General features: G+C 45.0%; 22 protein-coding genes and 1 pseudogene. 13 read left to right on the forward strand and 10 right to left on the reverse strand.

Going from position 1 to position 26,121, the window contains the following annotated elements; genetic code table 11:
* Positions 1 to 124 precede the first annotated feature (124 nt).
* Both ACXABW_RS06900 and ACXABW_RS06905 read left to right on the forward strand, forming a co-directional pair.
* Positions 125 to 1,003, forward strand: coding sequence for a DMT family transporter (locus ACXABW_RS06900; RefSeq protein WP_265686267.1), 879 nt, complete (start codon positions 125 to 127; stop codon positions 1,001 to 1,003).
* A gap of 204 nt (positions 1,004 to 1,207) precedes the next feature.
* Positions 1,208 to 2,160 (forward strand): annotated as a pseudogene (locus tag ACXABW_RS06905) (lactate/malate family dehydrogenase).
* A gap of 103 nt (positions 2,161 to 2,263) precedes the next feature.
* Here the strand turns inward: ACXABW_RS06905 and ACXABW_RS06910 are convergent.
* Positions 2,264 to 3,694, reverse strand: coding sequence for a serine hydrolase domain-containing protein (locus ACXABW_RS06910; protein ID WP_457524747.1), 1,431 nt, complete (start codon positions 3,692 to 3,694; stop codon positions 2,264 to 2,266).
* Positions 3,695 to 3,916: 222 nt separating this feature from the next.
* Here ACXABW_RS06910 and ACXABW_RS06915 point away from each other — a divergent pair, with 222 nt between their 5' ends.
* Complete coding sequence (locus ACXABW_RS06915; RefSeq protein ID WP_457524749.1) at positions 3,917 to 4,696, forward strand: MBL fold metallo-hydrolase; 780 nt, start codon at positions 3,917 to 3,919, stop codon at positions 4,694 to 4,696.
* Here ACXABW_RS06915 and ACXABW_RS06920 read toward each other — a convergent pair.
* Complete coding sequence (locus ACXABW_RS06920) at positions 4,649 to 5,194, reverse strand: lipocalin family protein (RefSeq protein WP_457524751.1); 546 nt, start codon at positions 5,192 to 5,194, stop codon at positions 4,649 to 4,651. The two genes, ACXABW_RS06915 and ACXABW_RS06920, sit on opposite strands and share 48 nt — an antisense overlap.
* A 431-nt stretch (positions 5,195 to 5,625) precedes the next feature.
* Between ACXABW_RS06920 and nirB the strand changes: the two genes are divergently transcribed.
* From nirB to cobA, 4 genes are all read left to right on the forward strand, one after another.
* Entirely contained in the window at positions 5,626 to 8,196 is a 2,571-nt protein-coding gene (gene nirB, locus ACXABW_RS06925) for a nitrite reductase large subunit NirB (RefSeq protein ID WP_457524753.1), read from the forward strand.
* Positions 8,197 to 8,211: 15 nt separating this feature from the next.
* Positions 8,212 to 8,535 carry a nitrite reductase small subunit NirD gene (nirD, locus tag ACXABW_RS06930; RefSeq protein WP_457524754.1) on the forward strand — a complete coding sequence of 108 codons (324 nt, stop codon included), beginning with the start codon at positions 8,212 to 8,214 and terminating at the stop codon, positions 8,533 to 8,535.
* Positions 8,536 to 8,635: 100 nt separating this feature from the next.
* A complete protein-coding gene (locus ACXABW_RS06935; protein WP_457524756.1) occupies positions 8,636 to 9,502 on the forward strand; it encodes a formate/nitrite transporter family protein in 867 nt (288 codons plus the stop codon).
* Between the two features lie 230 nt (positions 9,503 to 9,732).
* Positions 9,733 to 10,506 (forward strand): uroporphyrinogen-III C-methyltransferase, encoded by a 774-nt coding sequence (gene cobA / locus ACXABW_RS06940; RefSeq protein ID WP_457524758.1) that lies wholly within the window; start codon positions 9,733 to 9,735, stop codon positions 10,504 to 10,506.
* 69 nt (positions 10,507 to 10,575) lie between these two features.
* Here cobA and ACXABW_RS06945 read toward each other — a convergent pair whose 3' ends face one another.
* From ACXABW_RS06945 to ACXABW_RS06975, 7 genes are all read right to left on the reverse strand, one after another.
* Positions 10,576 to 11,253 (reverse strand): 3-oxoacid CoA-transferase subunit B, encoded by a 678-nt coding sequence (locus ACXABW_RS06945; protein WP_457524759.1) that lies wholly within the window; start codon positions 11,251 to 11,253, stop codon positions 10,576 to 10,578.
* The gene (locus tag ACXABW_RS06950; RefSeq protein WP_457524760.1) at positions 11,253 to 11,906 is read right to left on the reverse strand and encodes a CoA transferase subunit A; all 654 of its coding nucleotides are present in this window, start codon (positions 11,904 to 11,906) and stop codon (positions 11,253 to 11,255) included. The genes ACXABW_RS06945 and ACXABW_RS06950 overlap by 1 nt, the downstream gene beginning before the upstream one ends.
* Before the next feature lie 3 nt (positions 11,907 to 11,909).
* Entirely contained in the window at positions 11,910 to 13,124 is a 1,215-nt protein-coding gene (locus ACXABW_RS06955) for an acetyl-CoA C-acetyltransferase (protein ID WP_457524761.1), read from the reverse strand.
* Positions 13,125 to 13,300: 176 nt separating this feature from the next.
* Positions 13,301 to 14,185: a LysR family transcriptional regulator gene (locus ACXABW_RS06960; RefSeq protein WP_457524763.1), complete on the reverse strand. Its 885-nt coding sequence runs from the start codon at positions 14,183 to 14,185 to the stop codon at positions 13,301 to 13,303.
* A gap of 189 nt (positions 14,186 to 14,374) precedes the next feature.
* The gene (locus ACXABW_RS06965) at positions 14,375 to 17,986 is read right to left on the reverse strand and encodes a response regulator (protein ID WP_457524764.1); all 3,612 of its coding nucleotides are present in this window, start codon (positions 17,984 to 17,986) and stop codon (positions 14,375 to 14,377) included.
* A 15-nt stretch (positions 17,987 to 18,001) separates the two neighbouring features.
* Positions 18,002 to 19,039, reverse strand: a complete 1,038-nt coding sequence (locus ACXABW_RS06970; RefSeq protein ID WP_252030652.1) for a response regulator — start codon at positions 19,037 to 19,039, stop codon at positions 18,002 to 18,004.
* Between the two features lie 196 nt (positions 19,040 to 19,235).
* Positions 19,236 to 19,463 carry a hypothetical protein gene (locus tag ACXABW_RS06975; protein WP_252030653.1) on the reverse strand — a complete coding sequence of 76 codons (228 nt, stop codon included), beginning with the start codon at positions 19,461 to 19,463 and terminating at the stop codon, positions 19,236 to 19,238.
* Between the two features lie 433 nt (positions 19,464 to 19,896).
* Here ACXABW_RS06975 and ACXABW_RS06980 point away from each other — a divergent pair, with 433 nt between their 5' ends.
* From ACXABW_RS06980 to ACXABW_RS07000, 5 genes are all read left to right on the forward strand, one after another.
* Positions 19,897 to 21,513 carry an ATP-binding protein gene (locus tag ACXABW_RS06980; protein ID WP_457524962.1) on the forward strand — a complete coding sequence of 539 codons (1,617 nt, stop codon included), beginning with the start codon at positions 19,897 to 19,899 and terminating at the stop codon, positions 21,511 to 21,513.
* Positions 21,510 to 22,196, forward strand: coding sequence for a response regulator (locus ACXABW_RS06985; RefSeq protein WP_252030654.1), 687 nt, complete (start codon positions 21,510 to 21,512; stop codon positions 22,194 to 22,196). Before ACXABW_RS06980 ends, ACXABW_RS06985 begins: the two co-directional genes overlap by 4 nt.
* Before the next feature lie 138 nt (positions 22,197 to 22,334).
* The gene (locus tag ACXABW_RS06990; protein WP_457524767.1) at positions 22,335 to 23,099 is read left to right on the forward strand and encodes a substrate-binding periplasmic protein; all 765 of its coding nucleotides are present in this window, start codon (positions 22,335 to 22,337) and stop codon (positions 23,097 to 23,099) included.
* 17 nt (positions 23,100 to 23,116) lie between these two features.
* Entirely contained in the window at positions 23,117 to 24,091 is a 975-nt protein-coding gene (locus tag ACXABW_RS06995; RefSeq protein WP_457524769.1) for a chemotaxis protein, read from the forward strand.
* Positions 24,092 to 24,202: 111 nt separating this feature from the next.
* Positions 24,203 to 24,994: a hypothetical protein gene (locus ACXABW_RS07000; RefSeq protein WP_457524771.1), complete on the forward strand. Its 792-nt coding sequence runs from the start codon at positions 24,203 to 24,205 to the stop codon at positions 24,992 to 24,994.
* Positions 24,995 to 25,015: 21 nt separating this feature from the next.
* Here ACXABW_RS07000 and ACXABW_RS07005 read toward each other — a convergent pair whose 3' ends face one another.
* A complete protein-coding gene (locus ACXABW_RS07005; RefSeq protein ID WP_252030659.1) occupies positions 25,016 to 25,201 on the reverse strand; it encodes a hypothetical protein in 186 nt (61 codons plus the stop codon).
* Positions 25,202 to 25,418: 217 nt separating this feature from the next.
* Here ACXABW_RS07005 and ACXABW_RS07010 point away from each other — a divergent pair, with 217 nt between their 5' ends.
* Entirely contained in the window at positions 25,419 to 26,111 is a 693-nt protein-coding gene (locus tag ACXABW_RS07010) for a DUF2726 domain-containing protein (protein ID WP_252030660.1), read from the forward strand.
* The last annotated feature ends 10 nt before the right edge of the window (positions 26,112 to 26,121 follow it).

The following is a 26,121-nucleotide window of genomic DNA, read 5'->3' on the forward strand; positions in this document are numbered from 1 at the left end:
GAGTGCGAAGTTTGTCGCAACTATTGTGCAAATTTGGCATGATGCATCAGTGGTTTCTGACTGCAAAGATTGTGATATTCCCGCTCTCTATCCTATTGAGCGTACAACTTCCCGAGCGTAGACATTGAATACTGAACGTAAAGCTGCACTTATCTTAGTGGCCACGACTCTGTTGGCTGCATTTGGTTGGATTTTCTCGAAAGAGGCCATTCAAGGATTGCCTCCTTTTGGTTTTATCGGCTTACGTTTTCTGATCGCTTCTTTGTGTTTACTGCCATTATGTTTTAAGGATCTGTTGCGAGCTAAATGGAAGGATATTGGTGCAGCGGCGCTAGTTGGCTGTCTCTTAGCTGGTTCTCTGATGAACTGGATACACGCCATTTCGATCAGCGATACCTTGGGCGAGGGCGCTTTTATCATCAGTCTTTCCATGCTGATAGTACCTATTGTCGCTTGGGCACTGTTTCGTGAAAAACCAAAACGTATTTTTTGGTTTTCAATGCCTATCGCGATGGCTGGATTAGCGTTTTTGTCGCTCTCTGGTGGCTGGCAACAATCGAGCAGCCAATTTTGGTTTATGGGATGTGCGGCGATGCTGGCGCTTCATTTCAACGTTAATAGTAAGTTCTCTCAGAAGCTGCCGGTCCTTTTGCTTACATGTATTCAGTTGTTTGTGACAGGCTGCCTTACCTTAACGTTGTCGTATTTTACCGAGCAGTTCCCAGAAACAGTGTCTGCGTCGATATGGGGGTGGTTTGCGCTAAGCACTTTACTTGCAACCAGCCTTCGTTACGTGATGCAAACGATGGGGCAAAAAGGGCTTACTCCAGGCAATGCGGCCTTGATTATGTTACTAGAGCCTCTTTGGACGGTGATCTTGAGTATTCTGTGGTATGGCGAAGTGCTGTCGACCAGTAAAGTGGTGGGCTGCAGTTTGATCTTACTGTCTTTGATCCTATATCGAACTGATGGACGTTTACTACCAAGAAAACGTTTGACTTGATACTTGGAGCGCTAGGGCATCCTATTCCCAGTTAATTGAGTTGTACTTTCTTTATTTACTAGCTCTAAATGCCAGTAAAGCCCTCTAATGCAAAATTAAATTAGAGTAATTGGCAGATTTGTTAGTAAACTATTATCTTTGAAAGGTGATATTGCCTTCTTTAGCAGCGTGTTTGCTGCGTTTAAAGAGACTCAAGGATAGAAGATGAAAATTGGTGTAATCGGCGCGGGAGCCGTTGGTGTAGGGATCTGCAATTACTTACTGACTTTAGGTAGTGTGAGTGAGTTGGTTTTATTGGATCAGAACCTTGAAAGAGCAGAAGGAGAGGTATTTGATTTTCGTCATACTGCCGCCCTCACGTTTTCGAAGAACACCCATATAGTACCGACCGATGACTATTTAACCCTAATTGGTGCCGACATTGTCGTCATTACCGCTGGTGCGCAGATTAAACAGGGTCAAACTCGTATGGACCTTGCTGAAATCAATGCCAAGATTGGTGTTGATATTGCGAAGCAAGTAGAACGTGTTGCAGCCAATGCGACACTCATCGTTGTATCTAACCCATGTGACATTGTTACCCATTTTATTGCTAAGAATACCCAATTCCCAGCCTCTAAAGTGATCAGCAGTGGTTGTGTTATTGATACTGCTCGCCTTATGTCGATAGTGGCTAATCGAGTCAATCTGGACCCTAAAAATGTGTTTGGCTATGTACTAGGCGAGCACGGAGCCAACTGTTTTACTCCTAAGAGTTTAATCAGCATTGCTGGGCAGCCTGCTGATTACTACTGCGATACCAATCATATCGAGCGTATCTGCGCGGATGAATTGCTTGAATCCGTTAAACAAGCAGGTTATGAGATTTTTAAGCGTAAACAGAACACTACCCATGGGATTGCTGCAAGCGTGTTTCGCATCATTCAAGCGATTAAAATTGATGAGCGCTCAGTATTGCCAGTCGCTACACTATTGAATGGTGATTACGGCTTGAAAGATGTTGTATTGAGCTTACCAACAGGGTGGGGGCTCATGGAGCGGAATCGATTCTGCATCACCCGTTTAGTGAAGACGAGTTAGTGACACTCAATGCTATCGCCGCCAACGTGGCTAAAGATGTGGAAGCGGTGGCGACAGCGACGGGTTTAGCCAAGTAGCCAAATGATGTCTGCGCACAACGAAGTGCAGGCTAATGTTAGAGTACAGGCTAATAGTAGAAAGGGGCGTGTTATCGCCCCTTGTTGATTTGAAAACAGAACACTACTTCTTGTAGTAGTCAATCTCCCAGACGTTTTGGTGTAAAACCATACGCCGATAGTTGATGTTGCCTGAAGGGGACACATCAAATTTCAACAGTACGCCATAATCTTTGTTTTCAAGCTCGAAGTCGCTCAGTGGTGACAGTGCTATAGCAGGTTGCCCCGTCCATTGTGCTTTTAGTTGTTCTCCATCGATAAACAACTGAGTCTCGACACGCCACGTGTGCGAGTAAAATTGCCCAACAAACTTCTCTAGCTCATCTTTAGTCAGTTCAATAGTCGGCCTATCGTAGTTAGGGATCTCAACCTCTTTACCAACATACAGGCCAATGATGGTTTTCATGATTTCGCTGACTTTGGTGTTGAGCCCGTTGGCATTGAATGCGATCGCTATATCTAGGTGATCGATGTAAATCAATTGCGAATGAAACCCTTCTATTAGCCCGCTATGACCCCATGCATGGTGGTGAAAGTAGGGAATGCTCCAAATGCCTTTTGTCGATCCATATGGGCTGGTTAGTCCTTTCATAGCTTTCAGTGATTGCTGAGAAATCAGCTCTTCGTTAAACAGCGCGCGCATAAAGACAGTTAACTCACTGGGTGTAGAAATCATTGCACCAGCCGCGATGGATACGGTTGGAGACCAACGTGGTAATGCTTCCCACTGGCCAGCTAAGTAGCTATAAGAAACGGTTTGGTAGCCGCATTCAGAGTAATCAAGACACAGCATAGTGGATGTTAGCCCCAGCTTGTCAGTGATGTTGCGGCGTAAGTTTTCTTGATAACTTTTGCCCGTGACCTGCTCGATAATGAAGCCAAGCAAAATGTAATTAGTGTTGGAATATTCTTGATGAGTATTGGGTGGAAAGTGACTCGGGTTCTTCAGCAAGTGTTTAATGAGCTCTTGTTGCGACAGAGTTTGAGTGTAGTAAGAGTTGAAACTGGGGGAATCGGTGTAGTTAAACAAACCACTTCGATGCGATAGCATCATTTCGATGGTAATGTCATTCGCGTTTTCAAACTCAGGAAAATACTGACTAAGCGGCGTATCTAATGACAGCTTACCTTGTTCAATTAACTGAAAAACTAAGGTAGCAGTAAACATTTTGGTAATCGAACCAATTTGGTATTGGCTACTTTCGTTTGCTGCTATGGGTTCATCGCTAGAAAACCAATGCTTTTCTTCATAGATAAACCCAGATTGCGCCTGATATGTCACACGCCCTTTGTCGTTAATCACAAGGCTAAACATGGCTTTGTCATGTGACTTGATGCTTTCAACATACTGTTGGATGCTGTTGAGGTCTGGCACTTGTTTGCTGGCTGGGGCGTGTTGAGCAAAAGATGTTGCCGAGGCGATCCAGCTAGCCACTATCAAGAGAAACGGAGCGATGCGTGGGTGGTAATAACAAAATAACGTATTGTTTTTCATCGGTTTACCTATGCTATGTATCTAATCTCTATACTAGTCGTTCTTTATTAAACGTATAGATGGTATTTATAGTTCTTTTTGGCCATTTGTTGCTATTTTTGACCTGTGTCGAGATTAATATGGTGTCGTTGACGTGTCACAGAGTTGTGATAGAGATTTTGTTGAACGAGGAAAACAGTGCTAACTTGAACTGGTCTGATGAGAGGTTCGCAAGGAAGCGCAGTGCAAGTTCATACGATCAAAGGTTACATTCAAACGATTTATTTGGTGGAGTATCCCGATAAGCTCATGTTGCTCGACGGGGCAAGCCGAGCCGATATCCCCTATCTAAAGCAGTTCATTGAAGAGACTTTACAGCGTCCATTTACAGACTTAAAAGTGGTGGTGGTGACGCATATGCACCCAGACCATGCTGGTGGGGCTCACCTATTGCGTAAGAAAACGGGATGCAAATTAGTTTCAGCAGATAAAGACAAAGATTGGTACTCAGGTTTTGATGGCTTTCTGATGCACCTTACCGATCTTGCTCTCGCGAAATGGATGGCTAATCGAATGGGCGCCAGACGTACCTCATTGTGGTACCCACGTAAGCTGAATCCGGATTATAAAGTGACCGATGGTGATGCGATTCCTGGGTTCGAAGATTGGCGTATTATAGAAACGCCCGGCCACACAGACCGGGATCTATCACTCCATTGTCCATCACAGGGGATGGTTTATATTGGCGACCTAATGGTGATGGTGAAACGAAAGTTAATTGCGCCTTTTCCTATCTTTCATCCCAAAAAGTATCGTCAGTCTTTACAGCGGATCTACGACCTGAATTCGCCTAAAGTTCTTGCGGCACACGGAGGAGAAGTTTCGTTCGATCATGAAGCTTTGACTCATCTTCTCGATACTGCACCCCGAAGGCCAATCACTCATTGGCGAGTTACCAAAATCAAAGCGAAGCGTTTAGTTCGTTCGGTATGGCTGCTCGGTTTCCTCAAACGGAAACACTAGTTGCTCCGACTTAAAACCAGCTTGCTCGGCTATTCTCAGGTATTTATTCATTTTGTAGTCGGGCAGGTGGCTGGTACGGGACAATAGCCAGAATTGATCATTGTCTCCTGTCACTAAGGCGGTAGAGTAATCGGGCTCTAAATAAAACACGACATATCGGCCGTAAAATGGGCCAGAGAACGATACGTGCAGCTGTCCGACGGTTTGATCTTCCCCCAATCTTACCTTGCCAATGGCTTCTTTCCATTGCTGACTTTCATCACTCCAACCGCTGTTTATTACTCTAATATCGCCATCTTGATCGACGACGAATTGGGTTCGGGTGTGAGTTAAACCTTGAGCGTAGCGGCTATCTGATCTGGCAACTTCATACCAAGTGCCCATATAAGCGGCAATGTCGAACTTTTCTACCGGCATCAGGTATTGAGAAATACTGCTACAACCCAGGGCTAATGCACTTAAAAAACAAGCGACTAGAAACTGATTTAGTTGTCTCATCACAATCTCCTTAATGTATTGGGCAGGGAGGCAAAGTAAACGTAAGGATTTGAGATGCATTTTTAGCGCCAGATTGAGTAATAAACAAACAGTGTTGCGACATGCTTCACCGTAAGCGGTTTATCAGCATTAATGAAAGATTGTGAAGATTAAATTTAAAAACTTTCTTTCCGATATGTAATAAAAGCACATAAAACGTATGTGTATTTCTAGTTGGAAAAAGCGCATTGATAACCATTACCATCAATATTTGTTGAATTCGTGTTATTTAGTACACCTTTTGAGCTATCCATCTACCCCTTTGGGGTAGTTCAGGTTCGTAATTGATTTACATCATGTATTCATTTTCTTTCACATTTGAAAATGGCGTCAGTTAAGCAACGTTTCCTTACGGAAACGGTTGCTAAGAAAAATAACCGTCAGGAATTCCTATGAGCAATTTGAAGCTAGTCGTTATTGGTAATGGTATGGTAGGCCATCGCTATATCGAAGATTTAGTCGAAAAAGCCGATGTATCTAATATGGATATCACGGTCTTTTGTGAAGAACCTCGAGTCGCGTACGATCGTGTCCATCTTTCTTCTTACTTCTCTCATCATACTGCTGATGAACTGTCTCTAGTTAAAGAAGGTTTCTACGAGAAACACGGTATTAATATTCTAATCGGTGAACGTGCGATTAATATTAACCGTGAGAAACAGACTGTTTACTCGAGCACAGGTCGTGAAATCCAATACGACAAGCTAATCCTTGCCACTGGTTCTTACCCATTTGTCCCACCAATTAAAGGTAACGAAAGCAAAGACTGCTTTGTTTACCGTACCATCGAAGACCTAAAATCGATTGAAGCGACGGCGAAGAAAAGTAAAAGCGGTGTTGTTATCGGGGGTGGCTTGCTTGGTTTAGAAGCGGCGGGTGCGCTTAAAGCTCTAGGTGTGGAAACTCACGTTGTTGAGTTTGCGCCAAAGCTAATGGCAGAGCAGTTAGACCAAGCGGGTGGTGATCAACTTCGTCAGAAGATTGAGCGCATGGGTGTTAAGGTTCACACCAGCAAAAACACGCTAGAAATTGTTCCAGAAGGTGAAAGCGCTCGTAACGTAATGCGATTTGCTGACGGTACGGAACTAGAAACTGACTTTATCGTTTTCTCGGCGGGTATTCGCCCTCAAGATAAGCTAGCGCGCCAGATGGGCCTAGGTATTGCACCTCGTGGTGGCATCGAGATTAACGACTTCTGTCAAACTACCGATGAAAACATTTATGCAGTCGGTGAGTGTGCTTCTTGGAATCGTACGTTCTACGGCTTAGTCGCGCCAGGTTACAAAATGGCAACGGTTGCAGTTGATCATCTTGTTGGTAACGAGAGTAAGTTTGAAGGCGCTGATATGTCAGCGAAGCTAAAACTGCTGGGCGTTAAAGTTGGCTCAATTGGTGACGCAAACGGTCGTACACCTGGTTGTAAGAGCTACGTTTATCAAAACGAAGAGCAAGAAGTCTACAAGCGCTTGATTGTTTCTGAAGACAACAAGAAGCTTCTGGGCGCAGTAATGGTTGGCGATACGTCAGATTATGGCGATTTACTTCAGCTGATGCTCAATGAAATCGAATTGCCAGAACACCCAGACACATTGATCCTTCCTGCTCACGCTGGTGCAGAAAAGCCAACATTGGGCGCGGATTCACTGCCAGAATCAGCGGTTATCTGTTCATGCTTTGATGTAACGAAAGGCAAAATTGCTGAAGCGGTAGCTCAAGGTCACCACACTATTGGCGACATTAAAGCCGTAACAGGTGCGGGTACCGGTTGTGGTGGTTGTATCCCATTGGTGACATCAGTACTTAATGCCGAGCTTGCAAAAGCGGGTGTTGAAGTGAAAAACGATGTGTGTGAGCACTTTGCATACTCTCGCCAAGAACTGTTCCACTTGATTCGTATTGAAGAAATCAAAACATTCGAAGAGTTACTAGAGAAGCACGGTAAAGGTTATGGCTGTGAAGTCTGTAAACCACTTGCAGGTTCAATCTTAGCGTCTTGCTGGGGTGAGCACATTCTAAAACCTGAGTTGGTTAAGCTGCACGATACCAACGACAACTTCCTAGGTAACATGCAAAAAGACGGGACTTACTCTGTAATCCCTCGTATGGCGGGTGGTGAAGTGACTCCTCAAGCACTGAGCGTATTGGCTGATGTTGCGGCAGAATACAACCTTTACACGAAAGTGACGGGTGCTCAGCGTATTGGTTTATTCGGTGCTCAAAAAGACGACCTTCCAGAGATTTGGAAGAAGCTGATTGCTGCGGGTTATGAAACAGGCCAAGCGTACGCAAAAGCACTTCGTATGGCGAAGACATGTGTTGGCTCAACTTGGTGTCGCTACGGCGTTCAAGACTCAGTGGGTCTTGGTGTGATGATCGAAAACCGTTACAAAGGTATTCGTACTCCTCATAAGATGAAGTTTGGTGTATCTGGTTGTACTCGTGAATGTGCGGAAGCACAGGGTAAAGACTTGGGTATCATCGCTACCGACGCAGGCTGGAACATGTATGTGTGTGGTAATGGTGGTATGAAGCCGCGCCACGCTGACTTACTTGCGACTGACTTAGACCAAGAAACGCTGATCAAATACATTGACCGCTTTATGATGTTCTACATTCGTACGGCTGCGCCACTACAACGCACGTCAGTTTGGATGGAAAACCTAGAAGGTGATGTTGATTACCTACGCGAAGTCATTGTCGACAACAAGCTAGGTATCAACGAGCAGCTAGAAGCCGATGTAGCGAAGCTGGTTAAAGAGTACCGTTGTGAGTGGACTGACACTATCAACGACGAAGCACAGCTAAAACGTTTTGCTCACTTCGTTAACTCTGAAGAGCGTGATGACAATGTCGTGTTTGTTCAGGAGCGTGCTCAGCACCGTCCGGCAACATACATGGAAAAACATTCAGACGATATTGCTTTGAAAAACCAAGGCGCCATCATCCACGTAGAAACGGTTTAATAGGGAGTCGACATCATGGCATTTACCAAAGTATGCAAAATTGAAGACATCATCCCGGGTACTGGCGTGTGTGCGCTGGTGGACGGAGAGCAAGTTGCAGTGTTTCGTCCATCTCAAGCTGAAGAAGTGTTAGCGATCAGCAATACTGACCCATTCTTCCAATCAAACGTACTATCTCGTGGTTTGATTGTGGAACATCAAGGTGAGCAGTGGGTGGCAAGCCCGCTTAAAAAGCAACGTTTCAACTTGAGCACGGGTGTTTGTATGGAAGACGAACAATTTAGCGTTAAAGCCTACAAAGCACGCGTAAGCAAAGGCTCGGTAGAAATCGCTGCGTAATAAGATTTGATAGTTCAAGGGTTCTAGCTTCCTTAAAGCTAGAGCCTTTTCCTATCCGATTTTAACTTTTAATTTTTAAACTTTTAGTAAGGACGCATTTATGTCTGCTTTAAAACCTGTTGAATTTGTTCAAACCATGATTGATGTTGGTGAGGCCAAAACTAAAACCAGCACTCGTGATCTTATATTACGCGGCACAATGGCAGGTATCATCCTATCTCTAGCGGTTGTTGTAGCGATTACTACCATTGTTCAAACGGGTATCGGCATTGTTGGTGCTTTGGTATTCCCTGTTGGTTTCGTTATTCTGAGTTTGATGGGTTATGACCTAGTAACTGGTGTATTTGGTCTAGCGCCGCTGGCTAAATTTGAAAACCGCCCAGGTATCACGTGGGGCCGTATCTTCCGTTGTTGGGGACTTGTGGGCTTAGGTAACCTAATTGGTTCACTGATTGTGGCTTTCTTAGTCGCCGTTTCACTAACGGGTAACTTTTCTCTAGAACCAAGCGCAGTGGTGAACAAGTTCATCGCGGTTTCAACAGCACGTACAGTTGGTTTTGAAAACATGGGCATGGACGGTTGGATTACGTGTTTCGTTCGTGGCATTTTCTGTAACCTAATGGTGTGTCTAGGCGTTATCGGTAATATGACGGCTCGCACTGTATCAGGCAAAGTAGCGGCGATGTGGTTACCTATCTTTATCTTCTTCGCACTTGTGTTTGAGCACACTGTAGTAAACATGTTCCTATTCCCACTAGGCATGATTTTGGGTGCTGACTTCGGTATTGCAACTTGGTTGAACTTCAACCTAATCCCAACCATCCTAGGTAACATTGTTGGTGGTCTACTATTTACTTGTATCCCGCTTTACCTAACACACGCAAAAACAGCGCCTTCTATTGATAGTGAAGCGCTAAGCAACCAAGCTGAAGAAGCAAACGCAGAACCAGCTCTTGCAACCAAGTAAGGTTCATCTTACTTACCCAAGATAGATTAAGCCTCAAGTGACCACTTGGGGCTTTTTAGTTTGGATTCCACGCAGATAGATCGTTTTGTTATAAATATTTCTTTCTTAATCAGAATTAAGTGTGAAATCCTGATAATCTAAACCAGCAGTCAGGGCAGGGTTTCTTTGAAAGCCTTGCGCTAGAAATAATTAAAGATTCGGAAGGTATCGAATCGTATTCGGAGCATAGCATGTCAGAAGTGTCGCAATCGGACGTTCAAAGAGCGGAAAAAGGATTTGTATCTTTGGTTGGAGCGGGGCCGGGTGATCCGGATTTATTGACCGTAAAAGGTGCTCGCATTATTCAACAAGCTGATGTTGTTGTTTATGACCGCTTGGTCTCGAAAGATATCTTAGCGTTGGCAAATGAAAACGCTGAAATGATATACGTTGGTAAAAAGCTCGACTTTCACTTTGTCCCACAAGATAAGATCAACCAACTGCTAGTCGACAAAGCGAAAGAGGGCAAACATGTTGCACGCTTAAAAGGCGGTGACCCGTTTATATTTGGTCGTGGTGGAGAAGAGTTAGAAGAGCTCGCTGAAAATGGTGTTCGTTTTGAAGTCGTACCGGGCATTACAGCAGCAGCGGGTGCTACCGCATATGCAGGCATTCCACTGACTCATCGTTCCCATGCTCAGAGTGTCCAATTTATCACTGGGCATTTACAAAAAGATGGTCAGCAAATCGAGTGGCCGTCATTAGCTCAATCGAACAACACTCTGGTGTTTTATATGGGACTGAAGCAGTGCCCAGTGATCACTGAAAACTTGATGAAGCATGGCCTATCGCCAGATATCTCGTGTGCCATCATCGAGAAGGGCACTCGAGCTGAACAGCGCGTTTTTACCGGCACACTGAGTGAATTGCCGTCTCTAGCTGAGCAAGCAATCAGCCCAGCCTTGATTGTTGTGGGCAGTGTGACGTCTCTGCATGAGAAATTAGATTGGTTCAAACCAAAATAGGCGCTAGCTCGCTAGTGACTTGAACAGAAAAGAGGAGCTTAGTGCTCCTCTTTTTGATCCCGCTGGTGGTTAGCCTGGAATCGGCATCGGAATCAAGTTTGAAGATACGATAAGGTTCGCTTCGGTATGTGACTGAACGTCTTCAACAGAAAACTCAGGGGCAAGCTCTATAAGCTCCATCCCTAGTTCAGTGATTCTGAAGACCCCCATTTCAGTAACAATCAAGTTGACTTGCCCAGTTGCCGTGAGTGGCAGAGTGCAATGCTTTAGCAATTTCGCTTTCCCTTTCGCAGTGTGCTCCATTGCTACAATGACTTTCTTTGCCCCAACGACCAAATCCATGGCACCACCCATACCAGGCACCATTTTCCCGGGTATGATCCAGTTGGCAAGATTCCCCTGTTGGTCCACCTGCAGCGCTCCAAGTACAGTAGTGTCTACATGCCCACCGCGAATAATGACAAACGAGTCTGCACTATCAAAATAACAAGAGCCCTGTATTGCAGTAATACTTTGGCCGCCAGCGTTGACTAGATCAGTGTCTGAGTCTTCTTCACTAGCGAGCTTATCAATACCGAGCAAGCCGTTTTCAGCTTGCAGTAGTAGCTCAATATTTGAACCCACTTCATTTGCTACTAACGTCGGTAATCCAATGCCGAGATTAACAATGTCGCCATCTTTCATTTCTTTCGCAACACGCCAAGCGATCCTGCGACGAATCACGTCTTTATCGAGTTGTGCTGTCATTATTGGTTCTCCATAAAGATGTAATCTACATATAGGCTAGGGGTGTGTACAGCTTCAGGCGTGATGTCGCCAATCTCGACGATTTGTTCCGGTTCTACGATGACAGTGTCGGCTGCTGTGGCCATCAACGGGTTAAAATTTCGGGTGGTTTTGCTGTAGAAAACATTGCCTCGTTGGTCGACTTTAGAACCTCGAATTAACGCTAAATCGGCTTTTAGCGGTTCTTCAAGTAGGTAAGGTTTACCGCCTACTTCAACGACTCGCTTGTTCTCTGCGACTACCGTGCCCAATCCTGTTGGGGTTAACACGCCTCCTAATCCTGCACCAGCGCTACGAATACGTTCTGCGAGCGTACCTTGAGGAACCAGCTCGACGCTCAGTGTTCCTTCGTTCATCTGTTTACCGGTTTCAGGGTTAGTCCCAATATGCGAAGCATACAGCTTGGTTACTCGCTTTTCGGCAATAAGTCGGCTTGAACCACGCTCCGGAGAGCCGGTATCGGTTGTTATTAGGGTGATGTCTTTAATATCGTTTTTGATCAATAAATCGATCAGACGTTCGGGCGCTCCGTTAGCCATAAAGCCACCAATCATAATGGTCATTCCATCGTATAGTCGTGCTGCAATTTGTTCCGATGTCGCTGCTTTGTTCATGATTTAAACTCCCTGACAGCGTTTTAAAATTAAAGCGGTGCCCATACCGCCACCGATACACAGCGAAGCTAAGCCGTAATTTTTAGCTGTACGTCGCAGTTGATAAACTAAGGTTGCAACGACTCGGTTGCCCGAGGCGCCAATAGGGTGGCCAAGTGCAATTGCGCCGCCACTCAGGTTAGTTCGATTCAGTAACCAATCGGGGGCGACTTGGTGCTGTTCAGAGAGAGAATGAACGACACCCAACGCTTGCGCTGCAAAGGCTTCGTTCAGTTCGAACACTTCGATGTCTTTTAGAGATAGGTTTGCTTTAGTCAGTGTATTCTCGATAGCGGGGACTGGACCTAACCCCATGAGCTCTGGGGAAATAGCACCTTGACCGTATTCTACCACCTCAGCAAGAGGGGCTAGGTTGTAGCGCTTTACGGCGCTTTCTGATGCGAGCAATACCGCTGATGCACCATCGTTGATTCCGGATGAGTTACCTGCTGTCACACTACCTTGCTGATCAAATGCAGGCCGAAGTGCTTGCAGGCCTTCAAGGGAACAATCGGCTTTTGGGTACCCGTCTACCTTCACATCATACTGATGCTTTCTATCTACGACTGTTATAGGGGCAATTTCAGCATCAAAGTGACCATTTTCAATTGCAGCAATTGCCTTTTGCTGACTATTCAGTGCGAAGGTATCCTGGCTTTGGCGAGAGATTTGAAACTGTTTTGCGATGTTTTCGGCCGTAACCCCCATAGGGTAACCGTGGAAGGCGTCGGTTAAGCCGTCTTTGAGGATGCTATCTTCTTGAGTCTGATGACCTAGGCGGTAGCCACGACGAATGTCGCCACTCGAGACAAAAGCGGCATTCGACATACTTTCCATACCGCAGGTCATGATCACTTCTGCATCACCTGCACGGATATGGCTTGCTGCGTCCAAGATAGCTTTCATACCACTGCCACAAATCATGTTGAGGGTATACGCTGGCACAGACTCGGGGATACCTGCTTTCAGTGACGCTTGGCGACCGGGGCCCATTCCAGTGCCAGCGGTGAGCACACTGCCGACGATCACTTCGTTAATAATCTCAGGGTTTATATTGGCTTGATGCAATGTTGCCTTCATCGCGTGAGCGCCTAATTCAATGCTGGAGAGTGGGGCTAAAGAGCCATTGAATTTTCCAATCGGTGTGCGCTTAGCTGCGACAATGTAGATGCGTTCCATAACCTTGTTTACTCCGTAATCGTGGTACAAGGTTCAGTGTAAAAAGTGCAATGAAATTGTTATATAGCGAAGATTTCAAACCCGCTTTGCAAAAATGCAAAGCGGTGGTGAGAGAGCGTTCAGGGTAAAGTCTGTAAAGTAAGGTTCATGTAGATAAGAGGGTTTATCAGAGGAAGCTAGCCATGCAATAAAAACTCTTTGAACTTAATTGCGACTGGAGACGCTTTTTGAGGTGCGTGGTAATAAAGGTTCAAGCTCCAAAGGCTAGTTTCGTACTCGTTAAGCAGGGTGATGAGCTCACCTTTGGCAACGGCTTCTTCGACCACAAACTGGGGTAGGTAGGCAATTCCTGCGCCTTTTAGTGCGCCGCTTAAGAGAAGATCGCTGTCATTCACTTCGATGGTTTTAGGCACTTTCAAAATCAGGTTTTCTTCCGTTTGCCTGAATATCCAATCGTTGCTGCCCGTTAACGTTGTGGCCACGAGACAAGCATGGTTTTGTAGCTCTTCTGGCTTAGTTGGTGTGCCATGCTGGCTGAGATATTGAGGGCAAGCGACGACGGTAAATGGGCAATTCATCAGCTCACGTTTTACCAACATGAGATCTTTTTCGCGGTAACCTTGAAAATGCGCATTGGCACTGATCATTATGTCGCTGCTACTAGCATGGTCGAGAGCCCAAGGTGTGACATTAATATTGAAGGTGACTTTGGGATTGCGCTTGGAATACTCTGCCAACTTATCCATTAAGTAATGATTGGCGTACACAGGCGTGCAAGCAATGTTTATCTGACCCTTTTCGCTGTCTTGAAAGTCTTCCAACTGACGGCTGATACGCTCTGCGCTGTCGACTAATGGGGAGAACTCCTCATACAAGGTTTGTCCTGCCTGCGTCGCTTCGAGTAAGCGGTTGGAGCGATGACATAATGTTGTGCCGAAGTGCTGTTCCAGTTCTTGTAACCAGCGGCTACCTGCAGACACCGATACGTTGAACTTGCGTGCCGCGGAGGAGATAGAGCCATAACGGATTACATATACAAAGAAGGCCATCTTATCGAGCATGGGTTATCTCCGGAGTTAAAGGTCGTTTTCACTGCTGTAGAGAGCAATAAGTGCAAGGTCATTTTATACACTTCGCTTGAACTCAGTGCCAGCGAAGGCCTAGCAATATGAGAGGCTAGAACAAGTCGCAAAAAATTAGGGGAGCCCTTGTGGCTCCCCAAAACGTATCTCGCTTATCAGTAGTATGGGTTATGAAGCTTTATTGAGAATCTCAAGGCTTGAATCAAAATCAAACTCCTCCAGTGCATTGGTGAGCTGAACAAATTCGCCATTGTTTAACCCTATCACCGAACCTGACTTTAATTCGCCCAATATGGATAGTGCTTGAGTGTCATTTTGTTCAATGGCTTCTCTAAGCGCGGTAACAATCGAAAGGTCTATGCCTTGATCTGAGTTATCTTCCGTTTGCTCTGTAAGCGGGGTAATTGCATCGGCTATCCGCTTAGTGAGTGCTTCTAGTTGTTGAGTTACTGCAGCGATAAGTTTTTCGTCTGATGGGCTAGCCTCCAAGCTTACACACAACTCATGTAGCTCAGTTGCCCCAATGTTACCTGTCACGCCCTTGAGCGTATGCACGTAGCGTTTGGATTCCTCTAGGCTTACGTCGTCACTTGATTTTATATTCCGCACCACATTTTCACCGTCAGAGTAGGCGGCTACAAAACGATTAAGCAGTTTGAGATACAGCTGCGAGTTTTGGTTGGCTCGAGTTAATCCGAGTTTGATATCCAGACCTTCTACTTTAAGAGCGGCCTCGATGTTCGGGATATCATTGTGTCGGGTTTGTTGCTGGCTAACGGTTGAAACCGGGGCGGATGGTGTAATCCATTTTGCCAAGGTACTGAACATAGACCCCACATCGATTGGCTTGGCGATTATGTCGTTCATACCAGCTTCTTTGGCTTTGGTCTTATCTCGCTCCATTACATTAGCGGTCATCGCGATAATAGGGATTTTCTTATCATCAAGCTTGGTACGAATGAACTCGGTTGCTTCATAGCCATCCATAATCGGCATTTGGCAATCCATTAAAATGCCGTCAAAGTCTTGTGCTTTATACATATCAATGGCTTGTTGGCCGTTCTCAGCAATCGTTACTTTAATCTGTTGACCTTCGAGTAGCTCCGTTGCCAGCTCTTGGTTAATTTCATTGTCTTCAACTAATAGCAAATGAGAGCCAGCAAGTTGCTGAACGTTAGCTAGTTGCGTTTGTTCTTCGATATCACTTCGGCTAACACGGCCACTTTCGATGCCATAGAGGCTAACGATGGCATCAAATAAGTGTGACGATGTCACAGGCTTATCGAGAATACTCGTGGTCGGCAAGTTGCGCAGTGCCAGTGCTTCAGCCAATTCTTCGCGACCATACGCGGTAAGCATAAGGATGTTTGGCTGCTTGTCTGTGAACTCTGTCTGGATGGTTTCGACCAGATCGATACCGTCTTTACCCGGCATTTGCCAATCAGAAATGACCAGATCATAAGGTTCTGAATCCAATGCTTGCGTCAGTTCTTGCATTGCTTCATCAACACTTGGAACCGCATGGCATTGGAAGTTTAGTGATTCAAGAATGTCGTTGACGATGATACGGGCACTAGCGTTGTCATCCACCACAAGGATTTTAAGGTTCCCGAGTGAAGTCGGGACTTTAATGGTTTCTTGCGTCAGAGCTTGGCTCACTTGGAGTTGGGTAGTAAACGTAAACGTAGAGCCTTTTCCTTGCTCTGTTTCCACCGAAATGGTTCCACCCATCAGTTGACACAGCTCTTTACTGATAGCTAAGCCTAAGCCAGTCCCACCGTATTTGCGGGTGGTGGAGGTATCCGCCTGAGTGAACTTGCTAAACAGCTTAGCGGCTTGTTCTTGAGTCATCCCGATACCGCTGTCTGAAACTGCGAACTTCAGGGTGATGTTATCTCCGTCCCGTTGTTCTACAGCGATAGAGATTTTTACTTCGCCTTTCTCTGTGAATTTCACCGCGTTATTGGCGAGGTTAATTAAAATTTGACCTAAGCGAAGAGGGTCGCCGACGAGGGTAGTGGGCACATCGCGTTCAATGTGAATGAGTAATTCTAATCCGCGCTCCGAAGCACGCAGGCCGACTAAGTTAGAGATGTTGTCGAGAACGTTCTCTAAATGGAAATCTACCGCTTCTATATCAAGCTTACCGGCTTCAATCTTAGAAAAATCTAGGATGTCATTGATGAGGCCAAGCAGCGAATCAGCCGAGAGCTTAACTTTGTGAATATAGTTTCGTTGTGCGCGAGACAGATCCGTTTTCAACGCTAAGTAACTCATACCAATGATCGCGTTCATTGGTGTGCGAATTTCGTGGCTCATATTAGCCAAGAAGTCCGATTTAGCTCGGTTGGCAGAATCAGCTTCATCTCTAGCAATTTCGAGCTTATCGGCAAAACGTTCTAGCGCCGAATGGGATTTATTTGCCAGCAAGCCGAGTAATAGTAAGGTGGCTAAAAACGTAACACCGCCAATGGCTAGGTACGTGGTGATGCTGCCAGAAGATTCGACCACACTTAATTGTGTTTGGTAGGTAGGTAAAATGAGTGAATCTAACTGCTGATAAACACTGTCTAGCTTCGCCAATTGAGTATTGGTATCTTCGCGTTGGCTGATTAGGCTTTCAAATAGTGCTAGGTACTGTGATGTATTGTTTTCAATGTCTTGTAAAGTGGTCGCACCCACATCGTCGTGAGTTTGATTTCCCAAACTAGCGGTAAGTTTTAACACATAGTTTAGATAGCCGATCACTTCTTGAGAGTATTGGCGTTGGCTAGTCGCGGTTAGTGATAAGGAGTAATCTCGGTCGGCCTGTTGAGCGTCGCTGATGAGGGATTGAATCGACAATAGGTTGGCGCTAAATGCAAGCTGGTTACTGATCTCTACTTGTTTATCGGATACGTTGCGTTGGTATTGATCCAGTAGTTCATGTTGATATTCACGCAGTGCACTTGCTGAGCGGTTAAATTCTGCACCAGCTCTGTCGACATGGCCGAACATGGTCGCTTTCATTTTATCATCCATACTGCGAGTACCACGCAGCGACACTAACGATGTCAAATAGCGGTTTTTGGCGTTGGTTACTAGCGCCATTTTTTGTTGGCTAACAGGATCAGTGAGTAGTGGCTGTAGTTCTTCGACAAGTTGTTCTGCTTTGTGCAATTCGAACTGAATCTGACCGTAATCGTTCAAGTCGTTACTGAGCAAGAAAGCTTTCTCGTGATACTGTACGTTGGCGATTTGGCTAACCAGCTTTTGAGAGAGTAGGGTGTGCTCCGAGCTTTGAGTGACTTTACCGCGCAAGGTACTGACCTCAGCCATTTGTTGCTCAGTATGTGTTTCGTAATGCTGACGCATTTTTTCGATTGCGTCAGAAGCAAGTTCACCGTTAGCCGTTATCTCTAGGCGACTGTCTGCCTGCGCACGGTCTAACTCAATGTATTGAGAAAACTGCTGCTGGTATTGTTCGATTAGGTTAAGGATTTCTTCATCCATCCCTTGCTCTACTACTACACTAGCAGCTTGACGCGTTTTTTCTAATGTATCGAATGTCTGTTTCGCAATAGTTGGGTCTGGGAGTCGAACGTAACTTTGTTCATGGATCTTAACTTCATCGAGAGACGAAATTAGCTGCGCATTATTGGCATAATAATCTACAGCATCGAAGCGTTGGTTTAGGTTATACCAGCCTATGCTTCCAGCAATGACCAGCAGTACCGAGGCTAATATAAAGCCCGTTAAAATACGTTTCGAGTCCCACGCGTAATCTTGAGTCTGGTTCATTAAAAACCTCGATAGTTAAAACTTATCCTGGAAAGAGTCTCTTATTACCAATAGCTCATCGAGCTTATCGATGAAAATCGGCACTAAATTCGGATCAAAATGTTTTCCGGCTTCTTCTTGAATCAGCCCGATGGCTTTTTCAATAGGCCATGCTTTTTTGTAAGGACGTTCACTAGTCAGTGCATCGAAAACATCGGCAATGGCGACAATTCGAGCACTAAGTGGAATGGCTTCGCCTGAAAGGCCATGAGGGTAACCGCTACCGTCCCATTTTTCATGGTGATAGAGCGCGATTTCTTGTGCCATCTGAAGTAACAGAGAGTCGCTGTCACCGATGATGTCACCACCGATTTTTACGTGCTGTTGCATGACTTCCCACTCGTCGCCATCGAGTTTGCCGGGTTTACCGAGAATATTGTCGGGTATACCAATTTTCCCAATGTCATGCATCGGAGCAGCCTGATAGACCAGCTCTACCCAGCGTTTGCTGACATCGAGTTGTTGGGCAAGGATTTTGGCATAGTGACTCATGCGAATGACGTGCATGCCGGTTTCGTTATCTTTGTACTCGGCGGCGCGACCTAGGCGCTGGATGATTTCCAAACGGCTTTGTTCGAGCTGCTCAGTACGCTGTTGAACTTTGATAGACAGATCTAGGTTTTGGTCGTACAGCGCGATGTGTGTACGAACGCGCGCTTTCACAATCGGCGGACTAATGGGTTTAGTAATGTAATCCACTGCACCCATTTCAAAGCCTTTTTGCTCATCAACGACTTCTGCTTTAGCGGTGACGAAAATAATCGGTATATCCGCGGTGAAAGGGCTAGATTTCAATTGTTCACAGACTTCATAACCATCCATTTCAGGCATCATGATATCTAATAGAATGAGGTGAGGTTTTGGAGTGCTATTTGCAATTTTAAGTGCACGAGCACCACTGGTCGCGGCTTTAATGGTGAAATCATCAGACAATATGCCTGAAAGGGTGTGTATGTTGTCTGGAATATCATCCACGACTAGTACTATCGGCTTAGCTTGATTTTCGTTGTTCATCGACTGCTCAATCCTTTGAAGCAATAGCTTTGTTTTATAGAATAGTTAGCAATTATAGTAATTTGTGTTGAATGTTAACAAATATTTAATTGATGAGAGGTCTGTTTACTTAGTAGTGCGTGGATCTTGACAATAGAGCGTTCTAGGAAAGGATAAAACGAAGGCATTAAAAAACCAGCCTAGGGCTGGTTTTTCGTTATTTCTGCAGCGATTGGCAACTAAACTCCGCACGCCACAACAATGTTTGGCCATCCTGCATGGTACTGAGTAACTCTCGACCGGACATTTGTGGATAGGCTTGCATGACTTTCACATCTTCACTTTGCTCGATAGTCTCGTAAGCTCTGACGTGAGTAAAAGTCGTTGTAAGATTGCGCGACAGCATGGATTTAGAAAGGCAAATCCCAAAAGTATCCCTTTGCATGGTGTATCCCTCTAGCATTGTCGTTCCTCGATATGAGTGAACGTACTGGCGTTACCGACAACGTATTAGGTTTTGTTTTAGGTCGTTGTTCGTAGGTTGCTCCCTTTGGCTGATTAAATATTATACGCCGATATATAGAGGTTGTATAAAAAACAAACTAAATTTGATGTGATGAAGATCATATATGCAACTGTATTCTTTGCTGATGTTTCTTGATGATTTTGGTTGTGGATTAACCGCCTGCTTACGCTTTATCAATGCTATTCAGCAATATAGTGATTTCTTTAAATATTCTTCACAGATATCAGGTGCTGCTTTCGCATGAATACTGATTAAGTGTTAATTTTGTCAGAAGTAGTGTCCGCCACAACATTCACTGGAAGAATCACGGCGATGAAAGGAATCGATTAAAAGCAAATCAATGAAAGAACGTATGCAATGGAAAAACATCAGCTTTCGTAAACGGATGCTGATCATAATGACGCTTTCAGGCTTGATAGAACTGTTGCTTTTGGTCGCAGCAGGCTTTGTTTACATCAAGCATGCTCAAGAAGAAGAGATGGGGCTAAAAGCCTTAGGCGTCGCTACTTTCCTTGCCGATTCTCCTTATGTTCAGGAGTTGATAGAAGAGCGCAATATTGCACGCCAACAACGCTTTCGCAATGTGACGGAAATGATTGGCGCCGCTTTCATTGTTATTGGTGACAAGAATGGTATCCGTTTGGTTCACCCGCTAGATGAGCGGATTGGTAAGCCGATGAAAGGTGGAGACAACCAACGCGCCTTGGTGAAGGGTGAGTCTTATGTGTCTTTCGCCCAAGGCTCTTTAGGTTATTCCGTTCGTGGTAAGACTGCTGTTTTCAATGACAAAGGTGAGATCATTGGTGTTGTGTCGGTTGGCTATTTAGTTGAGCGCCTTCAAGACAAAGTCGAACCTTTCTTAGCCTTCTTATTATTTATGGCGCTACTGGTTGTAGCAGCCAATGCCATTATCTCTAGTTATGCTTCTCGTCGTTTTCAGAAAGCTATTCTTGGCTTTGAACCTGAAGAAATAGGCCGTTTGTACGTTGAGCTCGACGTAACCATGAGCACGTTAAAAGAAGGGATCTTGAGTATTGATGGCGAAGGACGACTGCGTTCTATAAACAAAAGTGCTTGCGACATACTTAATATTGACAAGAATTCAGCGCTAAACCAACCGCTGAGTAAAGTGATCCCAGAGAGCGATTTAGCGACAGTCTTAGTGACTGGCTCAACCGACCAAGACATCGACCTTTACCTAAACAAGCAGCGACTTATTGCCAACCGGAGCCCGATTATTGTAGAGGGTAAAATTGTCGGCGCCGTATCGAGTTTCCGCTTGAGAGATGAAATCAATGAGCTCACCGAGCAGCTTTCCCAAACCAAAGCCTATGCTGAAATGCTACGTTCGCAAACGCATGAGCACAGAAACAAGCTGAACACCATTAGCGGTATGGTTCAGATGGGCGAGCTGGAATCTGTCCAGCGACTCATTGGCCAAGAAACGGCACATTATCAATCACTGATTGAATTCTTACGTGAAACCGTAAAAGAGCCACTAATAGCGGGCATGTTGTTAGGGAAAACTGAACGTGCGCGAGAGCTGGGTTTAGAACTCATTGTTGAGGAAGGCTCGCGCTTGGAGGAACTTCCACAGCGAATTAACGCAGACGATGTAGTGACGATTCTAGGCAACTTAATCGATAACGCATTTGATGCCACGATGTCGGCAATTAAAGCAGAGCAACATTTTGCTTCGGAACGGCGCATGGTCGAAGTGTCGATTAGTGATTACGGCAACGAAGTGATTTTAGAAGTAAGCGATCAAGGGGTGGGGCTACCAGAGCAAATTGCCCCTGAACGATTAATTGAAAAAGGGATTTCGAGTAAAGCCGCCAACAATCGTGGCGTAGGGTTATATTTAATTAATCAGCTTGCAACTCGTTATCACGGCCAGTTAGAGATGACGGAAAATAAGGAATTTGGTACCAGAATGACGGTATACCTACCCAAGGAAGAACAAATATGAGTGCGATGACTCGAGTAATGATTATTGAAGATGATTTGGCTATCGCAGAGCTGCATCATCGCTATCTTACTCAGATGGGTGGTTTTGAAGTCATTGGCATTGCCACATCAAGAGCTGAAGCAGAGATGCAATTGGAGGTGTTAAAACCTCAATTGGTGTTACTAGACGTGTATTTGCCCGACGGGACAGGCCTAGACATTTTGCAAAAAGTACGTGGTAGTAATCAAGGCTGCGATGTGATTCTAATCACCGCTGCGCGTGATGTCGAAACCTTACAACAGGCTATGCGCGGAGGTGTTGTCGATTACCTGCTTAAGCCTGTGATGTTCCCTCGTCTAGAAGCTGCACTGAAGAAATATCAAGCACAGCAGCAGGAGCTTGATAACGTAGCGGATTTAGATCAAGGCCTAGTGGATAAAATGCTGCAAGCCTCTAATTCGCAAGACAACAGCGCCAAACGGTTACCAAAGGGCATCGATAGCGTAACACTGGATAAAATCCGAGCTCTATTTTGCGAGCCCGTGAGCCTGACAGCCGATGAAGCTGGAGAGAGTATCGGTGCGAGTAGAACAACAGCGCGCCGGTATTTGGAATATCTGATCAGCTCTGGTGAGCTGGAAGCAGACTTAAATTATGGAACTGTAGGTCGGCCTGAAAGAAGCTATAAAAAAATCAGTCGATAAACACGTATAGTAGGCGTATTCAAGCCCTTCAAACCGAACTAGGGCAAAGTTGAAAATCCCGCTGTGACTGGCTAGACGCCAGCCGTATCGCTACCTACCTTTAATGATAGATGTATAAATAGTCATTAGGGGGGTTCTATGCGTACGTCGTCTGTATTGATCATGCTTTTTGCGCTGCTTTTAAGTGGGCAAAGCATAGCTAAACAACTGAATGAACTTACATATTTAACAGAGGAGTACCCTCCGTATAATTTTACCGAGGGAGCTAAAGTAAAAGGGATTGCGGTCGACTTATTACTAGCGGCGTCAAAAGAAAGCGGTAACGCAATCAACATCGACGATATTCATGTGCAGCCATGGGCGCGAGCTTATCGTTCGACCTTAATCAAGCTAGACACAGTGCTGTTTTCAACCACTCGTACTCAACTGCGAGAGCATTTGTTTCAATGGGTTGGCCCGCTTAGTACCACCCGGATAGTGGTGATGGCGAAAAACAGTACGGGTATCACCATTGATGAACCACGTGATTTGATTAAGTACCGTATAGGTGTCATTCGTGACGATGTGGGTGAGCAACTGTTACTGGAGCTTGGTGTCCCGAGAGATTCCATGCAGGAAAGCTCCTATGCCAAGACGTTAGCAGAACAACTTCAAAAAGAGCGCATTGATTTGTGGGCTTATGAAGAGAACGTTGCAAAGTGGTGGATATCGCAAACAGGCTATAATCCAGACGAGTTTTCGCCTGTATTCGTTTTGCAGGAAGGTGAATTGTATTACGCTTTCAATAAAGATATCGACAGAGCACTCATAGATGAGTTGCAACAAGCTATAGATAAAGTAAAAATCACGGAAGATGATAACGGTGTAAGCCAATATCAAGCTATCGTAAACAAATATAAATAATACGAAGATGTATCAGCATGAGTCATTCTAGCAGCACAATTTTGACAGAGAGCGGCACTAACGAGCTCGAAATCATAGAGTTTCACCTGGTAAAACACTTACCAGACGGTAGTACCAAAACCTGTTACTACGGGATCAACGTTGCCAAAGTACGTGAAGTGATTCAAGTACCTGAAACGACGGATTACCCGAATGCACAACCTCACATGATTGGGGTTTTCTCGTCTCGAGATATTCTAACGCCATTGGTAGACCTAGGCGGTTGGTTGGGTGTACCAACAAGCAAAGAGTTAGACAGGAAGTTTGTCATCGTGACCGACTTCAACCGTATGACGAATGGCTTCTTGATCGATAGCATTAGCCGTATCCACCGTATTTCTTGGAATGACGTGGAATCACCAAGTCAATTTTTAGAGGCTGGCGAGCAAGATTGTGTCGTGGCTGTGGTACGTAAAGACGGCAACCTGATTATGATCCTCGACTTTGAGAAGATCATCGCCGACATCAACCCAGAACTGAGTATGGAAAAATACGATGTGAAAGGGGACAGAACCGTTGACTTGAACCAGCAAATGGTCACTAAGCGTAATGCGAAAACCATTATCGTTGTCGATGACTCTGCCTTTATCCGTAGTTTGATTCAAGACACTCTGACTTCAGCGGGTTACAACGTTATTGCCTGTAAAGATGGTGGAGAAGGGTATGACAAGCTGATGGAAATTGCAGAATATGCGAAAGCCGAAAGTTTGCCGGTGCACGAATTGGTGAATGCCGTAGTCACTGACGTTGAAATGCCGCGTATGGATGGCATGCACTTATTGAAGCGTTTACGTGAAAGCGATGCATATCAGACAACACCAATTGTTATGTTTTCGTCTCTGATGAGTGATGACAACAGGTCGAAAGCGTTAGCACTCGGTGCGAATGACACCATTACCAAACCAGAAATTGGTAAACTGGTTTCGATGATGGATAAATACGTATTCAACTAATACAAAGCCCCATAGCGAACAACGCCACCCACTTGGGTGGCGTTTTCGTTTCTAGCGCAAACCGAAACAACAACTATATTTTAAAATGGGATGGCTAAAACGGGAGCTACTATGAGGTGGCTGGTATTGTTCTTATGTTTGCTTGTAAGTGTCGCTTGGGCGAAGCCTGCGTCAATCACACTGACCTTAGCGTCACAACAAGACAATGGTCATATGTATTACCACGAATTGCTTAAAGAAGCGCTGGCTGCGAATGGGATTGAACTGATTATCGAAACACCAGCGGAGCACATCCCGCAGAAGCGCGTGGTAAAAATGGTTCAAAACAATCAATTGTCTCTGACTTGGTTGATTGAAACCAAGCAGCGTAATCGCCAGTTTATTCCAATTAATGTCACGTTAACCAATGGCCTGATTGGACAACGCGTTTTATTAATACCAGACGGTGCTCAAGAGCTATTTGATGAAATAGAAACATTAGAGCAACTAAAGGCCTCGGGTTTAGTCGCAGGGCTAGGCAAAGAGTGGTTCGATGTGGATGTGTGGCGTCATAACGGGTTAGGTGCTTACCTTCAAGATGGTGAGTGGCGTGAGCTGTACGCCAAATTGAGTGAGGATGGGGAAGTGAATTACTTCCCAAGAGGGTTTACAGAAATCTATTCAGAGGCACGTATTTACAGCCATTTAGAAATAGAAAAGCGTTTGCTGCTTGTATACGAACGAGACTTTAAGTTCTATCTCAGCCGTGAAGCAGCAATGCATAAACCAATGATTCAAGCGGCACTTAAAAAGGCGAAAAAAACGGGGTTGATGGACCGATTGATTAAAAAATATTGGTACGACTCATTTATCAAACTCGATCCGGATAATAGAACCGTTATCTTTTTGGACCTGCCTGATTAGTACGACTAACGAATGTCTAGGCTACTTACTTGCCGCTCTAAGCAACGCAATCAGTTCGCTTTCCGTTTTGGGCTCCCGTGCTAGCTCGAGTTTTGGTGAAGAGCCACCTTTGAGTACATATGCGTCAGTGCCACAATGATCGTAGTGATACCAGTAGCCATCGACACATACATCGGTGTAACAGCGTGGATCTTGTTTTAATTCCATTTTACAGCTCCTTGTTTTTACACTTGTGTAACAGTTACGACACTAAATCATCACTCTCGGCGGGAAAATGATCTAAATCAATAAAGATTCTATTCAACGGATGCGATTTGGATAAATTCAGAGCGCTTATCTCTCATAAACTCAATCAGAGATAGCAAAAACCTCGAACTTCATATATTAATTAGTAAGTTATCTAGCATTGAGAATTCGAGACTAAATGGAAAACATTTTCATCATTGTTGTATTGCTGGTCGTGTTTTTTTTCTTCGTTCAAAAACGGCTCATCAAGACGGAAACGTATAAAGACTGCAAATACAAACGCAAAGGTGCTTTGCTTAACTCACAAGAAACGGCGTTTCTCAATGCATTGAAAACGGCGGTGGGGGAGCACGGTGTTGTGTTGGCAAAAGTGAATATGGCCAATGTAATTGCACCTGTTGCAACCAACAAAAAACAGTGGTTTGTGGCAAATTCAAAAATAGCCAAAAGTTACTTTGATTTTTTAATTTGTGACCCTCGCTCGTTAGAGCCTAGAGTGGCGATTGAATTGGACAATGGTAAAGAACTAGACAAAGGCAAAATGGAACGCCAGAAATTGCTGATGCACGTTTGTAAGTCGTCGAATGTCCCTCTCATTGGTGCGTCGATCAAACACAGCTATCAAGTAGGTCGTTTAAGACGTTTGCTGGCGGCACACATTGATTTGATAGAGCCAGATAAAGAAGTTCGTTTCTGTAAAAAATGTGGCAGCCCGATGGTGATCAAGATTGCTAGTCAAGGCGAGTTCAAAGGTCGGCGTTTCTTCACTTGTAGCCGTCAGCCTCAATGTACTTACACCGAAAACTACAACGTTGTATTTGATGAACCGGAACCAGAAAATCCAAACCCAAATCAAATTGATTGGTCTTAAATGAAAAAAG

This window comes from Vibrio paucivorans, assembly GCF_054053395.1.

Bases quoted from the DNA above. Each gene is read 5' to 3' on its own strand.
- ACXABW_RS06995 (WP_457524769.1), top strand. From the start codon at position 23,117: ATGAGTCATTCTAGCAGCACAATTTTGACAGAGAGCGGCACTAACGAG.
- cobA (WP_457524758.1), top strand. From the start codon at position 9,733: ATGTCAGAAGTGTCGCAATCGGACGTTCAAAGAGCGGAAAAAGGATTT.
- ACXABW_RS06950 (WP_457524760.1), bottom strand. From the start codon at position 11,906: ATGAACAAAGCAGCGACATCGGAACAAATTGCAGCACGACTATACGAT.
- ACXABW_RS06985 (WP_252030654.1), top strand. From the start codon at position 21,510: ATGAGTGCGATGACTCGAGTAATGATTATTGAAGATGATTTGGCTATC.
- ACXABW_RS06980 (WP_457524962.1), top strand. From the start codon at position 19,897: ATGCAATGGAAAAACATCAGCTTTCGTAAACGGATGCTGATCATAATG.
- ACXABW_RS06960 (WP_457524763.1), bottom strand. From the start codon at position 14,185: ATGCTCGATAAGATGGCCTTCTTTGTATATGTAATCCGTTATGGCTCT.
- ACXABW_RS06990 (WP_457524767.1), top strand. From the start codon at position 22,335: ATGCGTACGTCGTCTGTATTGATCATGCTTTTTGCGCTGCTTTTAAGT.
- ACXABW_RS06945 (WP_457524759.1), bottom strand. From the start codon at position 11,253: ATGACAGCACAACTCGATAAAGACGTGATTCGTCGCAGGATCGCTTGG.
- ACXABW_RS06955 (WP_457524761.1), bottom strand. From the start codon at position 13,124: ATGGAACGCATCTACATTGTCGCAGCTAAGCGCACACCGATTGGAAAA.
- ACXABW_RS06910 (WP_457524747.1), bottom strand. From the start codon at position 3,694: ATGAAAAACAATACGTTATTTTGTTATTACCACCCACGCATCGCTCCG.
- nirD (WP_457524754.1), top strand. From the start codon at position 8,212: ATGGCATTTACCAAAGTATGCAAAATTGAAGACATCATCCCGGGTACT.
- ACXABW_RS06975 (WP_252030653.1), bottom strand. From the start codon at position 19,463: ATGCAAAGGGATACTTTTGGGATTTGCCTTTCTAAATCCATGCTGTCG.
- nirB (WP_457524753.1), top strand. From the start codon at position 5,626: ATGAGCAATTTGAAGCTAGTCGTTATTGGTAATGGTATGGTAGGCCAT.
- ACXABW_RS06965 (WP_457524764.1), bottom strand. From the start codon at position 17,986: ATGAACCAGACTCAAGATTACGCGTGGGACTCGAAACGTATTTTAACG.
- ACXABW_RS06970 (WP_252030652.1), bottom strand. From the start codon at position 19,039: ATGAACAACGAAAATCAAGCTAAGCCGATAGTACTAGTCGTGGATGAT.
- ACXABW_RS07005 (WP_252030659.1), bottom strand. From the start codon at position 25,201: ATGGAATTAAAACAAGATCCACGCTGTTACACCGATGTATGTGTCGAT.
- ACXABW_RS07010 (WP_252030660.1), top strand. From the start codon at position 25,419: ATGGAAAACATTTTCATCATTGTTGTATTGCTGGTCGTGTTTTTTTTC.
- ACXABW_RS07000 (WP_457524771.1), top strand. From the start codon at position 24,203: ATGAGGTGGCTGGTATTGTTCTTATGTTTGCTTGTAAGTGTCGCTTGG.
- ACXABW_RS06935 (WP_457524756.1), top strand. From the start codon at position 8,636: ATGTCTGCTTTAAAACCTGTTGAATTTGTTCAAACCATGATTGATGTT.
- ACXABW_RS06920 (WP_457524751.1), bottom strand. From the start codon at position 5,194: ATGAGACAACTAAATCAGTTTCTAGTCGCTTGTTTTTTAAGTGCATTA.